General features: G+C 59.8%; 19 protein-coding genes. 5 read left to right on the top strand and 14 right to left on the bottom strand.

The window, feature by feature from the left end; all coding sequences use genetic code 11:
- Positions 1 to 35: 35 nt before the first annotated feature.
- Complete coding sequence (locus tag ACQK2L_RS06695; RefSeq protein WP_425396161.1) at positions 36 to 1,829, bottom strand: phospho-sugar mutase; 1,794 nt, start codon at positions 1,827 to 1,829, stop codon at positions 36 to 38.
- Positions 1,830 to 2,021: 192 nt separating this feature from the next.
- On the opposite strand from ACQK2L_RS06695, the gene ACQK2L_RS06690 reads away from it, so the two are divergent.
- Both ACQK2L_RS06690 and ACQK2L_RS06685 read left to right on the top strand, forming a co-directional pair.
- On the top strand, positions 2,022 to 2,831 hold the full coding sequence (locus ACQK2L_RS06690) for a hypothetical protein (protein ID WP_425396160.1): 810 nt from the start codon (positions 2,022 to 2,024) through the stop codon (positions 2,829 to 2,831).
- Positions 2,832 to 3,003: 172 nt separating this feature from the next.
- Positions 3,004 to 3,777, top strand: coding sequence for a creatininase family protein (locus ACQK2L_RS06685; RefSeq protein ID WP_425396159.1), 774 nt, complete (start codon positions 3,004 to 3,006; stop codon positions 3,775 to 3,777).
- A gap of 113 nt (positions 3,778 to 3,890) precedes the next feature.
- Here the strand turns inward: ACQK2L_RS06685 and ACQK2L_RS06680 are convergent, their stop codons facing one another.
- The 3 genes from ACQK2L_RS06680 to ACQK2L_RS06670 all read right to left on the bottom strand — a co-directional run bounded on the left by ACQK2L_RS06680 (position 3,891) and on the right by ACQK2L_RS06670 (position 6,151).
- Entirely contained in the window at positions 3,891 to 5,279 is a 1,389-nt protein-coding gene (locus ACQK2L_RS06680) for an alpha-L-fucosidase (protein ID WP_425396158.1), read from the bottom strand.
- 250 nt (positions 5,280 to 5,529) lie between these two features.
- Positions 5,530 to 5,826, bottom strand: a complete 297-nt coding sequence (locus ACQK2L_RS06675; protein WP_425396157.1) for a hypothetical protein — start codon at positions 5,824 to 5,826, stop codon at positions 5,530 to 5,532.
- Between the two features lie 127 nt (positions 5,827 to 5,953).
- Positions 5,954 to 6,151, bottom strand: coding sequence for a cold-shock protein (locus ACQK2L_RS06670; RefSeq protein ID WP_425396156.1), 198 nt, complete (start codon positions 6,149 to 6,151; stop codon positions 5,954 to 5,956).
- A 288-nt stretch (positions 6,152 to 6,439) separates the two neighbouring features.
- On the opposite strand from ACQK2L_RS06670, the gene ACQK2L_RS06665 reads away from it, so the two are divergent.
- Together ACQK2L_RS06665 and ACQK2L_RS06660 are read left to right on the top strand one after the other, a co-directional pair.
- Complete coding sequence (locus ACQK2L_RS06665; RefSeq protein WP_425396155.1) at positions 6,440 to 6,727, top strand: hypothetical protein; 288 nt, start codon at positions 6,440 to 6,442, stop codon at positions 6,725 to 6,727.
- Between the two features lie 27 nt (positions 6,728 to 6,754).
- The gene (locus tag ACQK2L_RS06660; RefSeq protein WP_425396154.1) at positions 6,755 to 7,111 is read left to right on the top strand and encodes a hypothetical protein; all 357 of its coding nucleotides are present in this window, start codon (positions 6,755 to 6,757) and stop codon (positions 7,109 to 7,111) included.
- Between the two features lie 21 nt (positions 7,112 to 7,132).
- Here the strand turns inward: ACQK2L_RS06660 and ACQK2L_RS06655 are convergent, their stop codons facing one another.
- The 9 genes from ACQK2L_RS06655 to glnA all read right to left on the bottom strand — a co-directional run bounded on the left by ACQK2L_RS06655 (position 7,133) and on the right by glnA (position 19,513).
- Positions 7,133 to 7,813, bottom strand: coding sequence for a hypothetical protein (locus ACQK2L_RS06655; protein WP_425396153.1), 681 nt, complete (start codon positions 7,811 to 7,813; stop codon positions 7,133 to 7,135).
- 156 nt (positions 7,814 to 7,969) lie between these two features.
- Positions 7,970 to 9,079 (bottom strand): alanine dehydrogenase, encoded by a 1,110-nt coding sequence (ald, locus tag ACQK2L_RS06650; RefSeq protein WP_425396152.1) that lies wholly within the window; start codon positions 9,077 to 9,079, stop codon positions 7,970 to 7,972.
- A gap of 850 nt (positions 9,080 to 9,929) precedes the next feature.
- Positions 9,930 to 11,003 carry a DUF1559 domain-containing protein gene (locus tag ACQK2L_RS06645; protein WP_425396151.1) on the bottom strand — a complete coding sequence of 358 codons (1,074 nt, stop codon included), beginning with the start codon at positions 11,001 to 11,003 and terminating at the stop codon, positions 9,930 to 9,932.
- A gap of 77 nt (positions 11,004 to 11,080) precedes the next feature.
- Complete coding sequence (locus ACQK2L_RS06640; RefSeq protein WP_425396150.1) at positions 11,081 to 12,154, bottom strand: DUF1559 domain-containing protein; 1,074 nt, start codon at positions 12,152 to 12,154, stop codon at positions 11,081 to 11,083.
- Between the two features lie 167 nt (positions 12,155 to 12,321).
- Positions 12,322 to 13,338 (bottom strand): DUF1559 domain-containing protein, encoded by a 1,017-nt coding sequence (locus ACQK2L_RS06635; protein ID WP_425396149.1) that lies wholly within the window; start codon positions 13,336 to 13,338, stop codon positions 12,322 to 12,324.
- Between the two features lie 244 nt (positions 13,339 to 13,582).
- Complete coding sequence (locus tag ACQK2L_RS06630) at positions 13,583 to 13,849, bottom strand: hypothetical protein (RefSeq protein WP_425396148.1); 267 nt, start codon at positions 13,847 to 13,849, stop codon at positions 13,583 to 13,585.
- Positions 13,850 to 13,999: 150 nt separating this feature from the next.
- Positions 14,000 to 14,275 carry a hypothetical protein gene (locus ACQK2L_RS06625; RefSeq protein WP_425396147.1) on the bottom strand — a complete coding sequence of 92 codons (276 nt, stop codon included), beginning with the start codon at positions 14,273 to 14,275 and terminating at the stop codon, positions 14,000 to 14,002.
- A 286-nt stretch (positions 14,276 to 14,561) separates the two neighbouring features.
- Positions 14,562 to 17,813, bottom strand: coding sequence for a pectate lyase (locus ACQK2L_RS06620; RefSeq protein ID WP_425396146.1), 3,252 nt, complete (start codon positions 17,811 to 17,813; stop codon positions 14,562 to 14,564).
- A 272-nt stretch (positions 17,814 to 18,085) separates the two neighbouring features.
- A complete protein-coding gene (gene glnA, locus ACQK2L_RS06615) occupies positions 18,086 to 19,513 on the bottom strand; it encodes a type I glutamate--ammonia ligase (RefSeq protein WP_425396145.1) in 1,428 nt (475 codons plus the stop codon).
- A gap of 489 nt (positions 19,514 to 20,002) precedes the next feature.
- Here glnA and ACQK2L_RS06610 point away from each other — a divergent pair, with 489 nt between their 5' ends.
- The gene (locus ACQK2L_RS06610; RefSeq protein ID WP_425396144.1) at positions 20,003 to 22,045 is read left to right on the top strand and encodes an ankyrin repeat domain-containing protein; all 2,043 of its coding nucleotides are present in this window, start codon (positions 20,003 to 20,005) and stop codon (positions 22,043 to 22,045) included.
- Between the two features lie 58 nt (positions 22,046 to 22,103).
- Here ACQK2L_RS06610 and ACQK2L_RS06605 read toward each other — a convergent pair whose 3' ends face one another.
- Complete coding sequence (locus ACQK2L_RS06605) at positions 22,104 to 23,456, bottom strand: PQQ-binding-like beta-propeller repeat protein (protein ID WP_425396143.1); 1,353 nt, start codon at positions 23,454 to 23,456, stop codon at positions 22,104 to 22,106.
- Positions 23,457 to 23,525: the final 69 nt, after the last annotated feature.

Below are 23,525 nucleotides of genomic sequence, written 5' to 3'. Positions count from 1 at the left end.
TCAATTATACCACTGCTGACTCCCCACCGCTCGACCTAAACCCCCGCAAACTTGCGCAGATCCTCCTCGAACTCCGAAAGCCGCGCGTCGAGTGTACTCTTGGTGTCTTCCAGGTCGTGGAGCATCTCGGCTGGAGTGTAGGCGAACATGTAGAACTTGATCTTGGGTTCCGTACCGCTCGGGCGGCAGGCGATGTAGTTGCCTTCGGCTGAGAGTTCCAGGATCACCAAATCGCCCGTCGGTTGAGGCAGCGGCTCGGTGGTGCTGTCCTGCTTGGTGGTGATGTTCTGCAGGTAGTCGCGACGCTGCACGACGTCGAAGCCGCCGATGGTCGCAGGCGGTGCGGTGCGGAACTGGGCCATCACCTCTTTCATGCGGGCCATGCCATCGCTGCCGGGCATCATCACCGAGATGGTTCGCTCGGCGTGCACCCCATGTTGCCAGAACAAGTCGTCGAGCTTCTCGTGCAGCGTCTTGCCTTCGGACTTGAGCTTGGCAGCCAGTTCACACGCCAACATCGAGGCCACCGCGCCGTCCTTGTCGCGCACGTGCGTGCCCGACATGTAGCCGTGCGACTCTTCGGTGCCGTACAGAAAGTTCTCCGGCCCGCCGGCGTCGATCGCCTGCGCGATCCATTTGAAGCCCACAAGCAAATCGCTCACCGTTTTGATATTGTAGCTGGTTCCGATCCGCTCGATCAGCTTGGTGGTCACCAGCGTCGTGACCTGGAACTTCTCGGGCGTGAGCTTCCGCGTCTCGCAGACGTAGTCGGACAACAGCGCGCCGATTTGATTGCCGGTGAGTGTGCGCCAATCGCTGCCCGCCTCAAGGGTCAAGGGAGCAGCCAAGCCAATGCGGTCGCAGTCGGGGTCGGTCGCCAGGCAGAGGTCCGCGCCGGTGTTCATCGCGTGGCCGATGATCGCATCGAACACGGCCGGGTTTTCGGGATTCGACACGTGCCCCGGTACGTTAGGAAAGTCGCCACTCGGCTCCGCCTGCAGGGCGAACACCTCGACGTTCTCAAAACCGTCGCGCTCGAGCGCCGGCACCACGCACGTCGTCCCCACGCCATGCAGCGGCGAGTACAGCACCTTCAGGTCGCGTGGGCCGGGCGTGGCTTGCTGCATCACCGCGTCGATGAACGCACGATCGACTTCCTCTTCGCAGCGCACGATCTGACCCGCGGCCTCGGCTTCGTCGAAGCTCGCCCGCTTGATCTCCTGGGTGCTCATCACCCGGTCGATGATCCCCTTGTCGTGCGGCGGGAGAACCTGTGCTCCGCTCGACCAGTAGACTTTCACCGCGTTGTCGCTGGGCGGGTTGTGACTGGCGGTGACCATGATGCCGCACGAGCAGTTCTTGTAACGCACCGCGAACGATAGCTCGGGCGTGCTGCGATAGCCGCTGAGGAAGTACACCTTGAAGCCGGCCGCCACCATGATCTCCGCACACAGCCGCGCGAAATCCTCCGAACGATGCCGCGTGTCGCGGGCAATGGCGCACGACAGCTCGGCGCCCTCGCCGAGTGTCTCCTTCACGTAGTCGGCCAGGCCTTGAGCGCTCTCGCCGATGGTGCGGTCGTTGATGGCGTTGGAGCCGATCGGATACATCCGCCCCCGCCGCCCGCCGGTGCCGAAGGGGATGATGGTCCAGAACGCGTCGTCCAAAGCCTGCCACTTCTCGCCGGTGATGTGCTCGGCGACCTGCTCGGCGTAGTCGGCGTACTTCGGCTCGGTAAGCCACTCGCGAATGTGCGTGGCGGCGGTGGGCGTAATCTTCTCGGCCTTCGTAGCGGCCTCAACAGCATCGAGCAGGGCTTGGTCGGACATTTGAAACGGGGGGCGTTGGAGTGGGGGAACGCGGTTAGCTTCGGTATTCGTAAGCTAACACAGCCTCCGCAGTCCAACTAGCGGGAGCAGGGTTAAGTCCGAACCAAGCAGCGGTAGAATGCGTCCTCTGGAGTTAAGATTTCTACAGGAATTTGGCGGAAGTTGCGACGTTTTTCTGGTGGACCAGCTCCTATGCACAGTGACCAATACCCTATTGCCGAACTCTACTGGGCGTTGCTCGATTACCGCGGGGCCGATGTCTACTCCGATTTGCTGGCACCCTGGTTGAACAAGCAGCTCGAGGTACGTCACTGGATTCAGGAATTCGAGACGCGGAGTTCCTCGGACTGGACTGTCGCCACTGAGGAGGATCTGTGGATGCTCTACGCCCTGTCTCGGGTAACATCAACACTGCTATTGTGCTTTCAGACGCGTCGAGAAGGGCAGAGAGAGGTGCCTAGTCCTTCACTGACGGTCGACGATTTTCAGCAGTTCCATGAACAGCTTGGTTTCCAGGTCGTTAGTCCGCAAGAATATCATCCTTTCTTTCATGAAATCCTCGATGTGACCCCAACTGAAGATGCCCAATCCCCTATTCGAGTCAAGCAATGCGACTGGCCCTGCCTGATGCTTGACAACATGCTATTTCTTCGTGCAGGTTGCGCAATAACGGGGGGAGCATCACATGTGGTTAAGGAAACCGCAGAGAATAGCAAGCTATATTGGACTTTCTGTCGTCTCGACCGCCCTCATGACGACTTGTCCCATGGCTGGGGCCACAATTCGCAATGGCGCACTAGCTTCCGACGTGACTATCATGTGAACGGCGAGTACCACTTCAACGTGGATGCCAGTCATTCGTTGAACGAACCGAATTGCAGCGTGGAAGAAGTATCTCCGGCGGTTATGGTGGAGTTGGTTCGTAATCGCTGCGTGATTCGCACCAGCATCGCTGATGGGGATCTCTACCCTTACGAGTATTCGTGGACGGAATCGACTTAAGCCTAATTCCCAGGGTAGAAACGTAGCCGCAACCCTTGGTGTGTAGCCAACTTCGGTATTCGTAGGCGATCAGAGGCTCCGCCGCCCAACCAGCGGGAGCGGCTCCAAAGTCCGCGTTTTCAGGGCTATAATCCTTCGTGCGCAAACCCAATCCTGACTAGAGTTGCCACCTATGCCAATCCGCTCCCACCTGTTGCTCGAAACCAACTACCGCCAGCTTCGCGAGAATCCGCCGAACGTGGCGGTGCTACCGTGGGGGGCGACCGAGGCCCACAACTACCACCTGCCCTACGGCACCGATGTGATCGAGGCCGCGCGCATCGCCGAGCACGCCGCGGCACTTGCCAACAACCAAGGCGCGCAAACGATCGTGCTGCCAACCATCCCGTACGGCAACGACAGCCAGCAGCTCGATCAGGTGGCGACCATCAGCATTTCGACCACCACGGCGCTGGCGATCTTGCGCGACGTTTGCCACTCGCTGACCACTCAGGGCATCGATCGACTGGTGATCGTCAATGGGCACGGCGGCAATCAGTTCCAACCGTTGGTGCGAGATCTGATGGCCGAGCTTCCCCTGCTTATCGTAGTGGTGAACTTCTACGAACTCGCACCCGACGCGCACCAAGCGGTGTTCGAAGCCCCTGGCGATCATGCCGACGAAATGGAGACGAGTTTACTCTTGCACCTCGAACCGGAACTTGTGGAAATAGAGCACGCAGGCTCGGGCGCGCGGCGGCCGTTCGACATCGCTGCACTCCGCCAACCGGGTGTCTGGACGCCCCGGCCATGGTCGCATTGCCACGCGGACACCGGCAGCGGCGATCCATCACGGGCCACCGCGGAGAAGGGTCGACAATACTTCGAAGCCGTCACTCAGGCTTTGGCCAACGTGATCGAGGGACTTTCCAAGGCAAAGAAAGGCGACCTGCCGTACTTGGAGTAGTGCGATTCCAAGGCAACTATGGGTGCCAGGGGACGGGTGCAACGAGCACCCAGTTCATGCCACTGTGGGCGAGCTCAACTCGTCCACAGCCACCCATGTACCTTCGTGTGGCTCTACTCCGCGCCCTCGACTACCAGAATCGTGTCAATTGCCTCGGCGGCGCCCGCTGGCAGCTGGACCTTCAGGTTCCCGTCGTCGTCACGCTTGTGGGCCACTTGGGTGTCGGTGCCAAACAGAGTTAGCTCGCCCACAGCCAAGTCGGCGGTGCCGGACAGTGTGACCCAACCCTCTTCGCCGGCTTCGGGGGCCGCGAGCACGTGCAGGTAGACCACATCGCCACGCTTGGTGGTGACGCCCCACTCCTGCGGCGCGACCGGGCCGCCGCGCGTGCCATACACGCTGTCGCCGTTCTCCTCGAGCCACTCGCCCATCTCGGTCAGGCGGGCGACGAACTCCGGTTGGATCGTTCCATCGGGCTTGGGGCCGACGTTCAACAGCAAGTTGGCGTTCTGCCCGGCCGCTTTCACCAGGTAGTGGATCAGGTCCTTCTTGCTCTTGATCTTCTTGTCGCCGGCGTTGTAGCCCCACGAGCCGTTGATCGTGTCGCACGACTCCAGCGGCAGGTCGCCAATCACCGAGTCCTTGCTGTGGCCGGCCGTGTTCTGGCCAGGCAGGTCGCGCTCGAACATCTGGAAGTCTTCGCCGGGGAATGGCGCCACGTGATGATTGTTGCCGATCAAGCACCCCGGCTGCAGCGCATGAATCAGCCCGTACGTCTTGGCAAGACGCCAATCGACATTAGTGGTCTTGGGATCCTCGGCCCCCTTCGTCCGCTGGTCCCACCAGCCATCAAACCAGATGCCGCCCACGTCGCCGTAGTCGCCGACCAATAGCTCCGCGAGCTGCGCGTCCATGAAGTTCAGGTACTTATCGAAGTCGCCTTCATCCGGTCGACCCGAGTTGTGGCCGGTGCGGCCGCGGGGGTAGTAGTCGGGATGCGTCCAGTCGAGGTGCGAGTGATAGAAGAACAGCTTCACGCCTTGCTTCTCGCACTCTTCAGCCAGCGGCTTCAAGAGGTCTTTGCCGTACGGAGTGGCGTCGACCACATCCCAATCGGTGACTTTGGAGTCCCACAACGCAAAGCCGTCGTGATGCTTCGAAGTGATGGTGATGTACTGCGCGCCGGCCTTCTTGAACAGCGCGACCCACTCGGCGGGGTCATACTCGGTAGGATTGAACTTCTCGGCGACCGGCTTGTAGTCGTCGACTGTGATCTTCTCGTTGTTCATCACCCACTCGCCGCGCCCCAGCTCGGCGTAGACGCCCCAGTGGATGAAGATGCCAAACTTGGCGTCCTGGAACCACTCGCGGTTCTTTAAATTCTCCGGCGCCGGCGTGTACTTGGCCTCCTCCGCCCGAAGGGAGCACGGAACCAGCACACCAATTGCGAGCAAGCCAAGAAGTAGACCGCTATGCGTGAATGAAACGTATCGCCTGCACATGAGTTGGGTTCTCGAAGTTTGTTGACCAGTACCACCTGTGACAAGCTTCAAGTATACCTACGGCGCGCACGTCACGCCAAGAAGTTAAGCTCGTCGGGTGGCTGCAAAAGGAACCAGTCGCGGATGGACGCGGATCTTGGCGGATTTGCACGGATTCAGGCCTTGTGGATATCTCACGCAAAGGCGCAAAGACGCAAAGTCATTCGCAGCAAGACTCTTTGGCCTCCCTATTGCCTGCGTAGGACCAAGGTTAACTTACGCTGTCGGAATCCCTTTTGACGAACACAATCTGCACTTCGTCGCGATCGATCAAGAACGCCTTCCTTCCCCACCAGAACTTCTTTGCTCCATCGGTCAAATGATCCGGATTAAGATCGATCCGACCATCGTTGCCGTTGACGATTACTCCAGCCTTGCGGAGCACGTGATAGACCTGATCTTGGGCTCCACCGAACCGAGCAATGAACTCCTCTGTTGTCGGTCGATTGTCTCGCACAAACCGGAGCAATTCATGGCAGAGAAGTGCTTCAGGATTTGTATGCTTCACTGTGCTCACCGAGGATTGCTTTGCGCCATTGCGTGCCACAACAGTTGCAGCTTCCAAGTGTGACCGCGCGCATAAAGAAAGCCGGCGATTGCTCGCCGGCTTTTCGTTTCACAGTCGTCCGGTTGCCTTAAGCAGGCCGGACCTGTTCGGCGCGAGGACCCTTGGGACCCATGCCTTCGACGTACGTCACTTGCTGGCCTTCCCGCAGTTCGTCGAAGCGTACCTCTTCGACGTTCGATGAGTGGAAGAACAGATCCTTAGACGTTCCCGTGTCGATGAATCCAAATCCCTTGTCCGTCAAACGCTTGATTGTACCTTCAGCCATCAACCTCAACCTCAAAAATTGAAAAAGTGGTGCCTAGCTACGATTAACAATTCTTCGCAGCCGCACAGCCCGACAGTCTACCACAGCCAACTCCGTCTGCCGACTGGGCGGGGCGGGGAAGCGAACAAAACAACCCTGGAGGTCTCTGGCACTGTATTCCTAGTCGATTTGGGCCGTTTGGAAAGCAACTTGCAGCCGAGACGCTATCATCGTTTTGCGAAAACTCTCAAGTTTTTCATGGTCAATCTCGCTGATCGACGGGCAATCGACGGGCGCCAGAATACTCTCATGCCGCTTCGCCGATATACCCTTCGACGACTTCTGTCCGCCGTCACGCTGCTGTGCGTGATGCTGGGGTTGGTCGCCGCGTTTCCGCAAACGGCCACCAAACAGATGTCGTCGCTGCTTCCTTGGACCGTGGCTCTTGGCATCATGGCGTGGTCGTGTGCTTACTCCAGGCAGCGACTGGTGACCTTTGTGATCATCGGCGGCGCTATCGCCGTGGGGTCGGTGGCCCTGCCGGCGGGTATGGATCGGATGATTCAAAGTGTTAGGCCGAGCGACGCAGAGGATTGAGAACGTTCAACCTACTAAAATGCGCCCATGCCCACTCGCCAATTTACACTCCGCTGGCTGCTGATTGGTGTCACGTTGTTCTGCATCGTGATGGGAACCGCGGCCATGTTCCCGTTCACAGCACTTCTCGTAGGGATTGGGTTACTGTGGTGCGCCCCGGCCGTCGTCATTGTGGTGTGGACGTTGGTTGAATCGAACAACCGTCGGCGGACACTGTTGATCCTCGCTCCCAGTCTGTTTATTAGCGTCCTGTTGGTGATTCCTCGCTTGCAGTACTTCGGAGGTATTCTCTTCGACTGCACGTTACCGACTACTGCCTTGGTTGGAATCTCTGCTGCGGTGGATAGTGCGATTCGCTACCCGAACCGCTGGCCGCCGGGTTAGGTTTGTCCAATAGTCGCGCGGTCACTCCACCATCTCCAACGTGGCCCAACAGCTGGGGTCTTCGCCGAACGGGAACGCCGGGCCGTTGGCGAACGTGGCCAGGCCCAGTTCGCGATCGATCACCGCGTAGGTGAATCCCAGCGAACGATGGTTGGCCGGATCGAAGCCGCCCAGCGCCACCGCAGGCACGAACGCCGCAAGCTGGTAGCCATCCTTGGTGATCTTGCTCGTCGCTTGCAACTCGCGCGGGCGAACTGGTCGAGCGTTCTCTCGCGCGCGGTTGATCAGCATTTGGTCGGCTAGCGGCTCGTCCGAATTGCGACCTCCGCCGGCCGGCAGGAACACAAACGAGTGGCAGTACTTGCTCGCACGATGAATGTTGTGCGTCGCCCGGGTGTCGATCCACACCACCATCCCGTCGCTATCCTCGAGCCGCGATTCGCGGCACCACACTGGCTGGTGCTTGCCGGTCACCGTGAGCGTGATCGCCACGCCCTGCGCGTCCCACGCCATGCGCACATCGGCGAACGGGCGTTCGGTGCTGGCCGTGCCGGAGTCGAGCGCCGCCAGGTCTGGCAGCTTGTACGACTCGTCGAGCACCACGCCCTGCGGTCCCCAGATCGGCTCCTTCCGCTTCAGCGGCACCGAAAACTGAAACAAGAACCGCGGCGACAGCAGCGTATTAAGTTGTGAGGCTTCCATGATGTTAGCTTTGCTTCTGGTCCTGAAATTCGTCGCGGATCTGCGCGGATCTAAGCGGTTCGCGGATCTGACTCAAAGGAAAGTACGTAACTCTGTCTCATTCGTATCCGCGTGCATCCGCCAAAATCCGCGCCCATCCGTGACTGATTCTTCTCCTTAAGCGGCGAACGTGCTGTCGAACTCCAAGCCAAACGTCTCGGCCACCGCTTGGTTGGTGACCTTGCCGCCGTGCATGTTGATGGCGCTCGCCACCGGCTTCAGCTCTTGGGCGGCGGAGTGAATGCCGCGGTCGGCGATTTCCAGCACCCAGCGGAGCGTCGCGTTGCACAGCGCGAACGTGCTGGTGCGGCCCACCGCGCCGGGCATGTTTGTCACGCAGTAGTGCACCACGTCGTGCACAATGTACGTCGGCTCGGCGTGCGACGTTGGCTTGCTCGTCGCAATGCAACCACCCTGGTCGATCGCCACGTCGATAATCACGCTGCCGGGCTGCATGATCTTCAGGTCGTCTTCTTCCACCAGCATCGGCGCTTTGGCGCCGGGGATCAGCACCGCGCCGACCACCAGGTCGGCCCGCTCCAGTTGCTTGCGAATCGTGTGGCGGTCGCTGTACAAGCAGGTGACGTTGGCCGGCATCACGTCGTCCAGGTAACGCAGGCGGTCGAGGTTGATGTCGAGGATCGCCACACTCGCCTGGAAGCCGGCCGCGATCCTCGCCGCGTTGGCTCCGACGATGCCGCCGCCCAGGATAGTGATGTGAGCCGGCGCGACGCCCGGCACACCTCCCAAGAGAATGCCGCGTCCCATTTGCGGCCGCTCGAGGAACTTGGCTCCCTCCTGCACGCTCATCCGCCCTGCCACCTCGCTCATCGGCGTCAACAGCGGCAACCGACCCTCCGAGTCGCTCAAGGTCTCGTACGCCACGGCCGTAGCGCCGCTGGCCAAAACGGCTTCGGTCAGCGTGCGATCGGCTGCGAAGTGGAAATAGGTAAACACGATCTGGCCGTCGCGCATCAACTCCCACTCGGCGGGCTGCGGCTCTTTGACCTTCACGATCATGTCGGCCTCGCCGAACACCGCTTCGGCGGTGGGCACCAACTCGGCCCCGGCGGCGGTGTAGTCCTCGTCGGCCAGCCCCGACCCGAGCCCGGCACCCTGCTCGACCACCACGCGATGCCCGCGGCGGGTCAGCTCTTCGACGCCCACCGGCAGCATGGCAACTCGATACTCATCCGACTTAATTTCTTTGGGCACACCGACGATCATGGCACAGCATCCTGGAGGCGGGACGAAATTTGGGGGGAGGGGAAACTGCAAGTTTACGTTCGCCGGGCGGAAAAAAACTAGGATCGCCCCGGCCCTCCGCAGAGGGTTTTGCCCCAGGTTTTGTCCGTTTATCCCGATGCGCATCCGTTGGCCCAAAACCGGGGGTTTTGTCCCACAACACGATCCATTGGCCCAAAACCCCAGATGTCTTGGTCCCCTCTCGATTCATAAACCCCTTGTTTTTAAGACTCAACCGATCACACGGTGGGACAAAACCCACCACGTTGTTCCCCGCATGTTTTTCGTTGGGGCAAAACGATAGTAGCCGTTCGCTCCGCCGAACGAGCGCGTAGCTACGCTCGCCCAGAGCGTGGAGGCCCAACCAAAACCACACAACAACTGAGACCAACAATCGCCGGCCCAGCCACCCGCCGTCTGGCGACGGCAGCTACATGTACATAACGCCACGCACCCTCATTAGATCCGATCGATGCCCGATTTCAACCGCGATTTTTTGACAGCAGGTCGGGCGTCTCACCCGACTGCGGACCAATGAACCCCGCGCGCCAGAGCCACAACTACAACATTCGAATAGGAGGCAACAAAGGAAACAGAGCATACCAAACCGAAGGCATCGCGCACGCCGATGAACCTAGCCACGGATGAACACGGATGGCCACGGATTGAATTAAGCGAAGGTGAAGAGTGAAAACAGCTCCAAAGGAGCGAAATAAGATAGCCCAAGGGCGAACAGATACAACACGGTGACAAGGCGGAAGGTCACGGGTACCTTGGTTGAAAAGCAGAACACTAATCTACGCTAATTGTCGCTAATAGTCATTGGTGTAGATTAGCGTTCCAAGACTCCCTCTGCTTTCTCCGTTGTCTCCTGTTCCTCACGCTTGGCATCCGCTCCCGCCGGCCAGATCCTCCGCCGCGCGGCTGGCACCGATGGCAACAGTACCAGGGCGAGCCAGACGATGACGCCCCAGATGTGGTCCCAGTGGATGATGATTTCGACATGTTCGGATCGCCAGCCCGCTCCCTCATCGAAAGACTCGGGGTCCTGGTGTTCGTCCCCAGCAATCGTAAGTAACGCTCGCGCTTGCTCGTCCACCAGCGGCTGCATCGCGCGAACATGGCCGTCGACGTAGCTGACACAACGCGAGGTTTGCCGCGCTCTCTCGCTGACAAAGTAGCCTTCGCGGATCACCACGAAACCCTGACTGCCATCGTCCGTCAACAGTGCAATGGCCTGCTCCGTCGTCACGTCCACCGGTCGGCTCCAGTGGATGTCGCTATGCCCAACTTCGATCAGATGAACGGTCGTGGAAGGGCCATCGGTTACCTCCCCTAAGGACACCGTCCCATTGGGCCGCCACATGGTTTCAGGTCCGACAACAGCAACGTAGTTCGTCCTGCCTTGAGTGTCCTTATCGCGGCTGACTCGCGGACTGATGAACTCGTCGCGGTCGACCAGAAACTGCTTGTTGTGCGGGCTGTCCCACGGCTCGTCGTAATGGAAATTCTTACGAATCGTGTCGTCTTCGAGGTACGGCAGTATAAGCACTCGCCAACTGTAAAGCTTGTGGCCCTCGTCGTCCGTCACGTATGGCGGTGGGAAGTGACCATTGGCGTCGTGGTAGTTGAGCAACGCCAGCTCCAGTTGCTTCATGTTATTAAAGCTACGCTCCCACCTCGACGTCCCAATCTGCACTGCAGGCACCAACAGGGCAATGAGGATCAGCACAATCACCACAAAAACGACAGCTTCCCCCGCCGAAACACGCGTCCACTTGCCGCTCCACGCACTCCAGCCCGCAAACACCATCGCCGCCACCAACACACCACCCGCCCCAAACACCGCCAGCGACGCGGCCAGCAGGGCGAACAAGTACAACACGGTGATGAGGCGGAAGTTCATGGGGCGTTGGTTGAAAAACGGAACACTAATCTACGCTAATCCTCGCTAATGAGAGCATTAGTGTCGATTAGCGTCGATTAGTGTTCCAAAACTCCCTCTGCTTTCTCCGTTGCCTCCTGTTCCTTACCTTCTGTATCACCACTCGGCGGCCAAATTATTCGCCGCGCCGCTGGCACGATGGGCAACAGCACCAGGGCGAGCCAGACCGTGACGCCCCAGATGTGGTCCCAGTGGACGATGGTTTTAACGACGGAATGCGATAGTCCGTCAGATGCAAAATCGTACACTTCTCTCCCGGGCTCGCCGCCGGCTAGCGTGAGAAGGGCCAACGCGTCTTCTCGTTGTGCCAGTGGGCCAAATCGCTCGACCCTGCCATCGACAAAGGAGACGTTTCGTGATGCAAGGCCATGCAAATCGGAAGCGAAATAGCCGGACCGGAGTACTTCGCAGCGAGCTTCTGCTTTCCCGGTGAGCAGACGTATGCCCTCGTCCAAGGGAATGTCTCGCGGTTCGCTCCAGAAGATATCGTAGCCACCGGCCTCCACCGCAAGCAGCGTGTTCTCTGCCCCATCCCTCACATCCGAAACACTGGTGTTTCGTGTTGGATCCCAGACCGTCCCTTCGCCAACCACGGTCAAGTAGTCGGTATACGCAGTTTGAGCACCGCGACCATGACGAGGGCTCGAAAAGATGTCCACGGTGTCGAGCAACGCGTGGTTGTGTGGACTTTCCCACGGCTCATCCAGGTGGAACTCATCATAAACCGCTTGATAGTCGATGTACGGAAGGATCAATACACGCCAGCTATAGAGCGGGTTGCCCTCGTCATCCTCAACGTATGGTGGAGGGAAGTGACCGTGAGCCTGTTCGTACTTAATCAGCCCAAGGGTGACGACTCGCAATTGGGTCCGACTCATGGCTGTAGGACTACGATGCTTCACTCCAGAGGTTACACCCAGCCACAGCATGCCACCCACCACCGCCAGACCAACCACTCGTGGCCAATCGGTTCTGAGATCAAAGAACCTGCCAAACAGCTCCGCGAACCAGAGCAATATCACCATCACCAAAATGCCGACAACCCCAAACACCGCCAGCGACGCGGCCAGCAGGGCGAACAGGTACAGCAAGGTGACGAGGCGGAAGGTCATGGGCGCATGATGTCTCGACAAAAGCTTCCCAGCGTAGCGGCGACGCCGCAACACTGGGCTGATGGACGGAATCCCTTCAGGATAGCTCTACACTAACCTATCCTCTCTATGCCGAAGGCATTGCAACTCCCAGCGAAGGGTTGCGGCGTAGCCGCTACCCTGGTTGGTCAGTGTTCCACTTGGTCGTTGGATTCCGTGTTCAACCGCGAACGCCGAAACCATCGCCATGTCGGTACCGCCGGAATAACAGCCAGCACCGCAAACAGAATCCATCCGTAGACGAGTTCGTAGCGAATCTCACCTTTGCCGATTTTGTCAAACAACTGCTCATCCAGCTTTTCTCCACCGTTGATGGTGAGTAGCGCCTCGGCGGTGCTGCGTTCGAGGGGAACACGCAGCCGGTGGACGCTCCTGTCGACCATCGCGACGTTGTAGTAGTAAGATGGCTTCAGGAATACTCCACGCACGTCAACGTGCCCAGTGAACGTCTGCGGATCGACCGGCGCGATCAGCAGTTCCACCGCCTCGTCGAACGATAGGTCGCGCGGCTCTTTCCAGTTGATGTCGCTTCGCCCTACGTCGATGATCGTGATGGTCTCGGAGTGATCGTCCGTGATGTCGGAAAGCTTGCGCGGCGGCCCGCCGTGGTTCCAAGCGCACTGCGGGCCAACCACTGCCAGGTAGCTCGTGAATTCCTCGGAGCCGTGCGTGGGGCACGCGTAGATCCAATCCGAGGAAAGCTTGCTGTTGGTCGGCCCGTTCCAGGGTTCGTTCATGTTGTAGGCATTGTAGACGGTCGGCCTCTGCAAAAGTGGCAGGACCAGCACGCGCCAGCTTTGCGTGTCGCCAGAAGTGCCCAGTGAACCCACTGCAGGGGGCAGGGTTCCGTTGAGCGATTCGTAGTTCAACAGTGACATAGCCAGATGAGTGAGGCCGCCGATGCAAGAATTGGCCTGTGCCAGCCCGCGGGCGACCAACACGGCCGGAGAAAGCAAACCGGCGACCAACAGCACCCACGCCAGCACGAACACCCCGCACCCGACGACGATATCGCTCGAACGAAAAGAAGCCCACAACAGCAGCACGCCGGCCGTCGCCAAGCACCCGCCCCAGGTGCCCAATACCGCCAAGGCCGCCGAAAACAGGGCGAAGGCGTAGAGCAAGGTGGCGAGGCGGAATGTCATGGGCGCATGATGTCTTTGCAAATGTCTCCCAGCGTAGCGGCTACGCCGCAACACTGGGCTGATGGACGGAATCCCTGCGGGATAGGTCTACTCTAACCTATTTTCTCTATGCCGAAGGCATTACGACTCCCAGCGAAGGGTTGCGGCGTAGCCGCTACCCTGGAGCGTAGTTCGCGGATCCAAGGAGATTATCTTCCCACAAGCCTATGGCCCACGGCCGTGGGAGTGATGCGGACCGAGTAGCTCATTGATCCGATGGCAGTCCTAGATTCGATTGCACGCGAGCTTTGGCCGTCTGAAGATCGAGCGCCGCACCGGATCGAATCTCTGCCATGCTCTGATCCAGGTCTCGCAAAGTGAGCGCCAACTGTTCGGGCGTCGTGCACTCATTGTCCAGCCAATCGAGCGTATCGAGCGCATGCCGGACAATGTCGGCTTCATTAAGATCAGGATTGCCCTGGATGCGATCGCGGACGCGTTCGACAAGTTCGGCTGGGAGATCAATTTGCATGTTCAGAGGTCCTCAGTGGGTGGCGTCAAGATTATGTTAGCACGCTGCGGTTCCGGCAGTCAAATTTCGCCCCGCCAATACATCAAAGCCAACCGCGCCCCTGCCCGGTTGGCTTTGCATGTGCTTCAGGTTGTAGACGTTCTACACGTCTTACCAGCCGACGTAGATGCCGCCGCGGTAGCCGTTCATGTACAGGCCGCTGGGACCGTACCAACCGGGGCCGTACACCCGCGGGGCGTAGTACGCGCGGCGCGGGGCGTAGAACCCACCGCCGTAGTAACTGCGCGTCACCACCGGGCCACCGTAATAGTGACCGTAGCCACCACGGTAACAGCGGTGGCGGGCTTCGGCCGTATCGGCAGTGACCAGACTGGCCACGCCAATGGCGCCTACGAACAACATTACCATCAACAAACGTTTTGCCATGTTACGCACTCCTTCGGGCGCCATCGAATCGGCGCCCCGTTAACGAGAGGGGAGGACCGTGCGCCCGGCGATGCTTGAGGAACAATGTTGCCCATAGCGCCGAGCGGACCTATCACCCAGATCTAAGTACACACGGCGTGCCAAACCTACCGGGATTTGCCGCAAGTGGCTGCTGCGACTGACTTTGCGCGCTGTTGCACCAGCAGCGCGGAGTGCGAGACCTGCAGAAAGCGCCCACGAATCGATGGCGCGCGTCGTCAAATTGGATCCGCTTCTCAGCAGAGTCTCATGGCGACTTCGCCGGCGTGCCGCGCAGCTTCCAGTTGTCATACACGCGGTAAACGCTCTCGGGCGAGCGAACATACCAGGCGTAACCGGTGCGGCGGTCCTGGTCGATTTCGGCCAGCGAGTACTTCACCTTGCCGTCTCGTCCGCAAAACAGAGGCCGAAACGTATTGATCTCGTAGCGCGCCCCATGTCTCGCCCGGTGCGCTAGCCCAACTGCCGCAAGCATGCCGACAAGCATCGCTAGGCACGAAGGTTCGGGTATGGCTTGTGTGAGCGGTATCGGCAGGTTGCTTTGGCCCAAGTGATTGCGCCAGATCGTGTAGTCGGCGATGTTCACGATTCCGTCGAAGTTTCCGTCCGATCCTTCTCCTGGGTTTGGAACCGTGCTGCCGAAATCGAGCTTCCACTTGTCAAAATCGGCCTCGTCGATCACGCCGTTTCGATCGTAGTCGCCAGGCAGGTCATTGAAGTAGCCGATGTTGGTGGTGCCATCAATTCCGAGGAAGAGCACCACGTTGGCCGCATCGGAGGAGTCGATCACGATGCGACCACTGTCGATCAGCGCCTGGAGTTCCGCAAAACGATTGCCGCCCACGGGATTCTTCCAGCGAAAAACAGAACTGTAGAAAGCGGCCGGATTGTTCTCGAAGTCGAGCACCAGCTGGCTGGAGCCGTCGATGTCCAGCGTGTTGCCACCGACGTACAAGCCAAACGGCGCATTGAGATCGAGTTCGTAGGTCAACGAAGAACCGAGATTCATGATGAGGTCTTGTTCGATGCGATCCTGCTCGCCGGAAAAGGTCGCGGCCGAGCGTCGCATGAAGGCGCTGGCAGTTACGTGAAGCAGGCCATCGTTGGTCAGGTTGCCAACACCGCTGGTCCACCCTAGAAAAAGGTTGCGAATGTGGATGTCCTGGTTGGCGAGGTCAACTGTACCATCGTTCGTAACAGCCACATCGCCCGATAGCGTCATTGGGGCTGCCAGCGTCAATTGGCTTGCCGCACCATCCACCGCAGCGGAAGCAGTCACGCTGGTCTCGCTGACAGTCGTTAACATTCCACCGTTCTGGATCACGAGATTGCGCACTTCGGTCGCAGCATCGAGCGTGACCGTTGCGTTGTTAACGTACAGGTCGGTGATCACGTCGTCCGCGTCGAACGAATAGTCGGTGCCTCGAATGAAGGTCCCCGCACTTACATTGATCGCACCATCGTTGAGGAGGTTGAATCCCACTCCATTCCAACCCAAGAAGAGATTTCGCACGCTCAGCGGCTGGTTCGCGAGATCAACCGTGCCATCGTTGCTGATGTTCAAGTCGCTCGATAGTGTCAGCGGTGCCACCAACGTCAATTGACTCGTCGCACCATCCACCGCAGCGGAAGCAGTCACGCTGGTCTCGCTGACAGTCGTTAACATCCCACCGTTCTGGATCACGAGATTGCGCACTTCGGTTGCGGGATCGAGTGTCGCTGTGGCGTCGTTGAGGTACAGGTCGGTGATCGAGTCGTCGGCGTCGAACGTATAGTCGGTGCCTCGGATGAAAGTCGTAGCGCTAACGTTGATCGCAGCGTCGTTGATGAGGTTGAATCCCACGCCGCTCCAACCCAAGAAGAGATTTCGCACGCTCAGCGGCTGGTTCGCGAGATCAACCGTGCCATCGTTGCTGATGTTCAAGTCGCTCGATAGTGTCAGCGGTGCCACCAACGTCAATTGACTCGTCGCACCATCCACCGCAGCGGAAGCAGTCACGCTGGTCTCGCTGACAGTCGTTAACATCCCACCGTTCTGGATCACGAGATTGCGCACTTCGGTTGCGGGATCGAGTGTCGCTGTGGCGTCGTTGAGGTACAGGTCGGTGATCGAGTCGTCGGCGTCGAACGTATAGTCGGTGCCTCGGATGAAGGTTGTAGCGCTAACGTTGATCGCAGCGTCGTTGAGCAGGTTGTATCCCACGCCGCTCCAACCCAAGAAAAGGTTTCGCACGCTCAGATCCTGGTTCGCGAGGTCGACCGTGCCATCGTTGCTGATATTCAAGTCGCTCGATAGCGTCAGCGGTGCCACCAACGTCAATTGACTCGTCGCACCATCCACCGCAGCGGAGGCAGTCACGCTGGTCTCGCTGACTGTGGTTAACATCCCACCGTTCTGGATCACGAGATTGCGTACCTCGGTTGCGGGATCGAGTGTCGCTGTGGCGTCGTTGAGGTACAGGTCGGTGATCGAGTCGTCGGCGTCGAACGTATAGTCGGTGCCTCGGATGAAAGTCGTAGCGCTAACGTTGATCGCAGCGTCGTTGAGCAGGTTGAATCCCACGCCGCTCCAACCCAAGAAGAGATTTCGCACGCTCAGCGGCTGGTTCGCGAGGTCGACCGTGCCATCGTTGCTGATATTCAAGTCGCTCGATAGCGTCAGCGGTGCCACCAACGTCAATTGACTCGTCGCACCATCCACCGCAGCGGAGGCAGTCACGCTGGTCTCGCTGACTGTGGTTAACATCCCACCGTTCTGGATCACGAGATTGCGTACCTCGGTTGCGGGATCGAGTGTCGCTGTGGCGTCGTTGAGGTACAGGTCGGTGATCGAGTCGTCGGCGTCGAACGTATAGTCGGTGCCTCGGATGAAAGTCGTAGCGCTAACGTTGATCGCAGCGTCGTTGAGCAGGTTGAATCCCACGCCGCTCCAACCCAAGAAGAGATTTCGCACGCTCAGATCCTGGTTCGCGAGATCAACCGTGCCATCGTTCTGGATGCTGAGATCTAGAGAGAGCATCATCGGTGCGCCGAGCGTCAACTGGCTAGACGTTCCGGTTACTTGCACTCCATGGGTAATACTATCGTCAGCCGATAGGGTCAGACTATTACCACCCAGCAGCGTGAGGTCGGGAACCTCAAAGTGGCCCGTCGTTCTGGTTACGTTTCCAACGCCTGTTCCGATGACCAAAGCACTGCTTAGGGCAAGTTCAAAACTGCCCAAGTCGAGCGTCCCCTCGGTGCCAGGGCTGCCGCCCAGGAAAAGCGAGGTGGCAGACTCGTTACCCGTCAGCGAAACGGCGGCCATCGCCGCCGACCCAGCTGGCGAGTTACTGCCGATGTTGACGACGTCGCCATTGGACGGCGGGCCGCCCGCGGGGGTCCAGGTGGCTGGGTTGCTCCAATCGCCGTCGGTGACCGCTCCGAAGTTGACGGCAAAACTCGGGCTTTGCGCGCAGGTGCACAGCACACAAACCAAGAACGCGGCGGTTCGCAACATCGGTTCACCCCCAGCAAATGATTGGACCAAACTCCGATTCGTATCGCCCCCAAAGCGACGAGGCTGTCATCCCAGAAACCCCAGGTGGATGAGCAGGGGACCGCACCGGCCTCACACAGAAACGCATTGTAACCTGTGCCCCTTGCGTGTTTAGAAAGTTGTTGATTTTTTTGAAATTTTCTACGAACAGGTCTGTAATGAACAAACAGCCCCGACCAAACTTGGTCGGGGCTGCGTGTGGTTTTCAATTTATCCTTGTTCGTACGAACGGCTTACATGTCGTAGTACATGCAGAACTCGTAAGGATGCGGACGCAGTGCGAGGGCTTCGACCTCGTTGGTCATCTTGTAGTTGATCCACGTGCTGATGACGTCCTCAGTGAACACGTCGCCACGCAGCAGGAACTCGTGGTCGGCGGCCAACGCATCGAGCGCTTCGCCCAGCGAGCCCGGAGTCTTCGGCACTTCGGCCAGTTCTTCCGGCGACAGGTCGTAGATGTCCTTGTCCAGCGGATCGCCTGGATCGATCTTGTTCTGGATACCATCCAGAGCAGCCATCATCAGGGCGCTGAACGCGAGGTACGGGTTCGAGCTCGGGTCGGGGCAGCGGAATTCGATCCGCTTGGCCTTCGGGCTCGGGCTGTACATCGGGATACGGCACGAAGCACTGCGGTTACGCTGCGAGTACGCCAGGTTCACCGGCGCTTCGTAACCCGGCACCAACCGCTTGTAGCTGTTGGTCGTGGGGTTGGTGAAGGCCAGCACCGCCGGGGCGTGCTTCAGGATACCACCGATGGCGTGCATCGCTTCGTCCGACAGACCCGCGTACCCGTTACCGGCGAACAGCGGTTCGCCGTTCTTCCAGAACGAGATGTGGGTGTGCATGCCGGAACCGTTGTCGCTGAACAGCGGCTTGGGCATGAACGTCACGGTCTTGCCATGCTGATAAGCGACGTTCTTGATGATGTACTTGTACAAGCACTGCTTGTCGCCCATGACAACCAGGTCGTCGTACTTCAGGTCGATTTCGGCCTGACCAGCAGTCGCCACTTCGTGGTGCTGCGCTTCGACATCCATGCCACAGTCGATCATCACCTGCATCATCTCGGCGCGGATGTCGTTCATCTGGTCGGCTGGCGGGCAGGGGAAGTAGCCTTCCTTGTGCCGCAGCTTATAACCCAGGTTCGGACCCATCCCTTCGGCGCGATAGTCGCGACCACGATTCCAGGCCGCCTCGACGCTGTCGAGGTAGAAGAAGCCAGCCTGTGGGGTCTGATCGAAACGCACGTCGTCGAAGATGAAGAACTCTGCCTCGGGGCCGATGTAGCAAGTGTCGGCCACGCCGGTGCTCTTCAGGTAGTTCACCGCCTTGCGGGCGATGTTACGCGGATCGCGCGAGTAGTCTTCACGAGTGATGGGGTCCTGCACGTTGCAGATCATCATCAGCGTCTTGAGCTTGCAGAACGGGTCGATGATCGCGGTGTCGGGTTGCGGCATCAGCAGCATGTCCGACTCGTTGATCGCCTGCCAGCCGCGGATGCTGGAGCCGTCGAAGCCCAGACCATCCTCGAACACGTCCTCGTCCAGCTTGTTGGCCGGAATGCCAAAGTGCTGCCAGATGCCCGGAAAGTCCATGAACCGGAAGTCGATGGCCTTTACGTCGTTTTCCCGGCACATGGCCAGGACTTCTTGCGGCGTCATAGAATCAAATCCTTTCGTAAGAAGGAGTAGAAAGGTGGGGCGGTGTGCCACTTGCGCCTGGGAAAAGTGGCGCCTCGCCCAAAGGGTTTGGCCTGCTCCGGACCGCGACCGCTCGCGGTGACTCCGGCGCATGACTCGCGCGACGCTTTGCGGAGCAGACCGACGCCGCCTGACCGTCTGGTCCCCGCCTTCGCTGCGCACCAGGCCGTCGCAGCGCAAAAGACGTCTAGGAATGGACCCACCGCGCACGGCGATCCACAGCCTAAAAATATCCGATTCACTGGCCGCTGAAAACCGGGTGGCGAAGCCACTGCTGGGAGGGCCAAACCGGACCAGCCGGCCCCCAAACCCGCGGCAAGTGCGTCATTTTCGCCAAGATGATTGCCCGCACACGCGGGATGCAGCACAATACGGCCAGCGGTGCCGCTGGCGGTTGCCGGTGCGCGTACACGCCCCTTTTCTCCTTTCAACCCTGCGGGGGGTCGTCCGATGTCAGCAGAGTCCATTACGGATCTTCCGGTCCAGCAGCGACGGGGATGCTGGGAAGAAAGTTGTGGCAACACCTGGGAATCTATCTTGCTCGCAGGCAATGCCGATGAGGTAGCCCAGGCCGTTAAAAATGTCTCGTCCATTGGCCTGGTCGAAAGCGATGTCACCCAGCAGGTACTCGCTGGCGAGTGCCCGGTGCCGGATGGGCGTTGGGCGCTGTTGGTCAAGCTGCGGGGCACCGACTGGGTACATGTGGCCGACCCTTCGCAGTTGAATCCCTTCACGCGCGACTCCAACATCGCCGAGCGATTGGCAGAAGGTTCCGGCTTGCGCGTGCTACAAACCGGCTACCAAGACACGGCAAACGCCACGTACGTCATTGTTCATTTGGACGGCGAACGGGAGCTGATGTTCGAGTCGACCGGCTCTGGCTTCGGCGACGACCCGCTCGCCGACTCCGACCTGGCAGATGAGCTGGACGAAATGGAAGGCGAGATCGAAGAGGATTACGAGGAGGACTACGAAGAAGCCTACGAAAACGCGTTTGAAGTCACCAAGCTGCAGAGCAGTGAATACCCGGCTGACTGGTGGCAGCAGTTTGCCAGCGAAGAGGAAGTGCAGCAGGCGTTGCTCCGCGATCTGGACGCGTACGTACCGCTGATTCAGGCTTACCCCGACGAGGGCGTCATCGGCGTGGCGGCGGGCCACGAAGACGCGCTCTCGCCCGAGCATGTCGAGCGAATCGACCTGGTGGTGTTTGGTGCCGCGGCCTCGGCAACGCCCAACCCAGCCAGTCGCCAACTGGCCGACGCCATCGCAGCGTGCGACCTGGCCGAAGTCGAAGCGGCAGTGGCCGCAGGCGCCAACTTGCAGGCGCTGCCTGGCATCAGCAGCACTGCGCTGGTGTACGCCATTAGCCGGCTCAGCGCTGACAAACCCGATGGCGCGAAGGTCGTCTCTGCACTGCTCGACGCTGGGGCGCTAGCGTGCGGCGAAGCCAAAGGACAAAGTTCGCCATTGATCGAAGCGGTCAAGAAGTGCGAATCGTGCCTCGAACAGGCACTCGACGTGATCAACCGCCTCATCGACGCCGGTGCGGACTTGAATCACACGGGGCCGATGTCGCTGTTCGGCGGTGGCACGGCGCTGCATGAGGCCGTGCAGCATCAGTCGCTGGCGACCGTCATGTTGCTTCACCAACGAGGCGCCGACTTGACCGTGACCGACGGCATGGACAAGACGCCGCTGGCACGTGCGAACGGGCTGCTCGAGGCGCTCGGCAAGGCATCGTCGCTGTTTGGCGGATCGGCGGATACAAGCCGGACCGAGAAGCCGGTCCAAGAGATCATCGACTACCTGCTACTCGCCGAGTCAGGACAGGCTACTCCCGATTGGCAGACGCAGGCCGCGCAAGACCAGGCGCGCTTCGAAAGCCAGCGGCGGAGAATGCGCGTCAGCGGCGAGCGGGCGCGGCGTGCCTTTGAGGACTTGGGAGAACAACTCAAGTCGCTCGAAGCAGAATCCAACGACGCCATTCGACAGGCGGTGCTCTCCCAGCCCGATACCATTCAACTGGTCGAACTGGCCGACCCCGCGGCGTGGATCAACTGCGAGGGACGTGACCAAGCGACCCAAGCACTCGAGAATCTGGGCTTCGAGACCATTGCCGACTACACGATCGCCGAGATGCCGGGAGTGATGGTTCGCGGAATGATTCAACGCAGCCAGCAGACTTACGCAGCCGTATGCAATGCCGGCGAGGTGAACTGGATCGACCTGGTGCGTTTTCATCCCGACGGCAGCGCCATGACCGTGACCAACGCAGTTCTCGAACCGGGCATCGAGGAACTGAGCGAGGGTACTCCCTTCGAAAAGCAGATCGATCCAGACGCCAGCGCCGAGCAACTCTACGAGCAACTGCTAGAGTGCGAAGGCGATCGGCAAGCGGAACCGATTACGCCCGAACAGTTCGTCGAACGATTCGAGTCGTACTACGCGGACGACATCGCCGCCAAGAAGCAGCAAGTCGAGAAACGACCTTAGGAGGTCTTAAACCCTCGCGTACCAGTTGCGCCGAAGAGCACCAAATTCACCGCCCGCTCTAAAACGGGAACGGATTCTCCTCGGCAGCGGGGTCTCCGAACGGGTTCGCCGCTGGTTCTTGACCACCGCCGAAGGGGTTGTCTTCGGCGGGTTGCGGGGCGCCGAACGGGTTGTCTTCCGGGGGCTGCTCGCCAGCGGGTTGCTCAGCGCCGAAGGGATTCTCGGCAGGCGGCTGTTCTTCAGCAGGTGCTTCGGCCGGTTGATCCTCGGTAAACGCTTCGCCGGTGTGAATCAGCGGCTTGTCGGCGCCAATCTCATGCAGGCATTGTACCAAGCCGGTCTCGCTGATTAGATAGATGCGATCGGTCTGGGCGTTGACCACCGCAGTGGTTTCAGGGCTGGTGCGCAAGGAGCCGAGCGGCACGCCGCTCTTGAGGTCCATGGTCACCAGATCGCCCAAGCGGTTCATGCCGTACACCCGCGATTGACTGACGCCCGCCAGCTGGTTGATTCCACCGGTGAGCCACTGGCGCTCTCCTGTGGCGGCCGACACCGCGTGCAGGGCCGGCGCCTGGGTGGTTACGAATACCTTGCCAGCCAACACGGCGGGCGAGTGCTCGACCGACGAGCCGGTCGAGTAGCGCCATCGTTGCTGGCCGGTGGCCTCGTTCAGAGCGTAGGCGTAGCCATTGGTGGAGGTGAGGAACAAGTTGCCATCGAACGACACGGGATGGGAGTTCACCAATCCGGTTGTTTCGAATCGATAGCGCACTCCATTGGCCTCGGGGTTGGCAACATACAAATAGCCCCGCTGCGTGGGCCAGGCAACGCTCTGCATGGTAGTCGTGGCGGGTTGGAACACTCGCCCTGCCGACGCGTAGTACCACGTTAGCTCATCTTCATCTTCCAGTGCGTAGGCTTCCACCTTGCCGCTGAACAGCGGAGCGTAGACGTGAGTCTCGGTAAGCGCAGGCCCGCCACCGGCCCCACCGCCCAGTCGGCGACTCATGTGCTCGACACCGGTGTCGCGCCGCAGCACGGTCAGAGTGCTACCGTTAACCAGGGCCACGTACTTCTTGTTAGCCGCAGGCCCCAAGCTGGGGTAGTTGGGATTGCCGATGCGCGTGATCCAATGCGTCTCGCCAGTTTCGGCGTCCATGGCGTGGATCACGCCAGCGGTGGTCAGCACGAACAGTTGGTCGCCATCGAGCACCGCATGTTCCACACGATGCAGCGAACGGTCGAGCTGCGTCTGGGAGAACCAGGCACGCTCGAGGCCGGAGCGCTGGGCCTCGATATTCGACACCAGGCCGCTGCCCGCCAAAGACGGACTCGCCGAAGCGCCAACCATGGCCGCGCCGAGCAGCAGGAGCGTGGGAAGCGTGTTACCAGTGAATCGAGGCTTGCGCATACGAATGTTAGCGGGGTAAAAGGGGCCGCCCGAGCGTCGGCACGCCGGGCGCGAGGGTTATGTTCCGGT

The organism is Aeoliella sp. (genome assembly GCF_965227375.1).
Lineage (GTDB): Bacteria > Planctomycetota > Planctomycetia > Pirellulales > Lacipirellulaceae > Aeoliella.
This window is presented reverse-complemented; position numbering and strand designations above follow the sequence as displayed.

What these genes read in the sequence shown, in the direction of transcription:
- ACQK2L_RS06695 (WP_425396161.1), bottom strand. Translation starts at nt 1,829, where the DNA reads ATGTCCGACCAAGCCCTGCTCGATGCTGTTGAGGCCGCTACGAAGGCC.
- ACQK2L_RS06690 (WP_425396160.1), top strand. Translation starts at nt 2,022, where the DNA reads ATGCACAGTGACCAATACCCTATTGCCGAACTCTACTGGGCGTTGCTC.
- ACQK2L_RS06685 (WP_425396159.1), top strand. Translation starts at nt 3,004, where the DNA reads ATGCCAATCCGCTCCCACCTGTTGCTCGAAACCAACTACCGCCAGCTT.
- ACQK2L_RS06680 (WP_425396158.1), bottom strand. Translation starts at nt 5,279, where the DNA reads ATGTGCAGGCGATACGTTTCATTCACGCATAGCGGTCTACTTCTTGGC.
- ACQK2L_RS06670 (WP_425396156.1), bottom strand. Translation starts at nt 6,151, where the DNA reads ATGGCTGAAGGTACAATCAAGCGTTTGACGGACAAGGGATTTGGATTC.
- ACQK2L_RS06665 (WP_425396155.1), top strand. Translation starts at nt 6,440, where the DNA reads ATGCCGCTTCGCCGATATACCCTTCGACGACTTCTGTCCGCCGTCACG.
- ACQK2L_RS06660 (WP_425396154.1), top strand. Translation starts at nt 6,755, where the DNA reads ATGCCCACTCGCCAATTTACACTCCGCTGGCTGCTGATTGGTGTCACG.
- ACQK2L_RS06655 (WP_425396153.1), bottom strand. Translation starts at nt 7,813, where the DNA reads ATGGAAGCCTCACAACTTAATACGCTGCTGTCGCCGCGGTTCTTGTTT.
- ald (WP_425396152.1), bottom strand. Translation starts at nt 9,079, where the DNA reads ATGATCGTCGGTGTGCCCAAAGAAATTAAGTCGGATGAGTATCGAGTT.
- ACQK2L_RS06645 (WP_425396151.1), bottom strand. Translation starts at nt 11,003, where the DNA reads ATGAACTTCCGCCTCATCACCGTGTTGTACTTGTTCGCCCTGCTGGCC.
- ACQK2L_RS06640 (WP_425396150.1), bottom strand. Translation starts at nt 12,154, where the DNA reads ATGACCTTCCGCCTCGTCACCTTGCTGTACCTGTTCGCCCTGCTGGCC.
- ACQK2L_RS06635 (WP_425396149.1), bottom strand. Translation starts at nt 13,338, where the DNA reads ATGACATTCCGCCTCGCCACCTTGCTCTACGCCTTCGCCCTGTTTTCG.
- ACQK2L_RS06630 (WP_425396148.1), bottom strand. Translation starts at nt 13,849, where the DNA reads ATGCAAATTGATCTCCCAGCCGAACTTGTCGAACGCGTCCGCGATCGC.
- ACQK2L_RS06625 (WP_425396147.1), bottom strand. Translation starts at nt 14,275, where the DNA reads ATGGCAAAACGTTTGTTGATGGTAATGTTGTTCGTAGGCGCCATTGGC.
- ACQK2L_RS06620 (WP_425396146.1), bottom strand. Translation starts at nt 17,813, where the DNA reads ATGTTGCGAACCGCCGCGTTCTTGGTTTGTGTGCTGTGCACCTGCGCG.
- glnA (WP_425396145.1), bottom strand. Translation starts at nt 19,513, where the DNA reads ATGACGCCGCAAGAAGTCCTGGCCATGTGCCGGGAAAACGACGTAAAG.
- ACQK2L_RS06610 (WP_425396144.1), top strand. Translation starts at nt 20,003, where the DNA reads ATGTCAGCAGAGTCCATTACGGATCTTCCGGTCCAGCAGCGACGGGGA.
- ACQK2L_RS06605 (WP_425396143.1), bottom strand. Translation starts at nt 23,456, where the DNA reads ATGCGCAAGCCTCGATTCACTGGTAACACGCTTCCCACGCTCCTGCTG.